Below are 832 nucleotides of genomic sequence, written 5' to 3' on the forward strand. Positions count from 1 at the left end.
CCGGGACGGCCGGTGCAAGGCGTTCGCCGCGGACGCGGACGGGACGCCTGGTCCGAGGGCGCCGGGATGCCTGGTGCTGGAAGCCGCTGTCCGCGGCGCGCCGCAACGGCCACCCGGTCCTCGCCGTGCTGCGCGGCAGCGCGGTCAACCAGGACGGCACCTCCAACGGGCTGACCGCGCCGAGCGGCCCGGCCCAGCAGCGGGTGATCCGCCGGGCGCTGGCCGACGCCGGCCTCACTCCGGCCAATGTGGACGCTGTCGAGGCGCACGGCACCGGCACCCGGCTCGGCGACCAGATCGAGGCGCAGGCGCTGCTGGCGACGTACGGCCAGGAGTGCGAGCGTCCGCTGTGGCTCGGATCGGTGAAGTCGAACCTGGGCCACACCCAGGCCGCAGCCGGGGTGACCGGCGTGATCAAGATGGTCCTCGCCATGCGGCACGGCGAACTGCCGCGCACCCTGCACGTCAACAGCCCGTCGGCGGAGGTGGACTGGTCGTCCGGCGCGGTGCGCCTGCTGACCGAGCCGGTCGACTGGCCCGAGCACGGGCACCCCCGCCGCGCCGGGATCTCCTCGTTCGGAGTCAGTGGCACCAACGCCCACGTCATCATCGAGCAGGTGCCTGAGCCTGTTCCGGCGGGGCGGCCGGCTGTGGCGGGTACGTTGCCGTGGGTGGTGTCGGGGCGTAGTGCGGGGGCGTTGCGGGCTCAGGCGGAGCGGTTGCTCGATTTCCTGGATGAGGAGCCGGAGCGGGACCTGCGGGATGTGGGTTTTTCGTTGGCTACTGGGCGTTCGGTGTTTGAGCATCGGGCGGTGGTGTGTGGTGCCGCCCG

The 832-nt window shown here is 73.1% G+C and carries 1 pseudogene; it reads left to right on the top strand.

Going from position 1 to position 832, the window contains the following annotated elements:
• Positions 1-832 (top strand): annotated as a pseudogene (locus MCAG_RS26780) (ketoacyl-synthetase C-terminal extension domain-containing protein); the annotation flags it as partial.

Source organism: Micromonospora sp. ATCC 39149 (assembly GCF_000158815.1).
Classification (GTDB): Bacteria; Actinomycetota; Actinomycetes; order Mycobacteriales; family Micromonosporaceae; genus Micromonospora.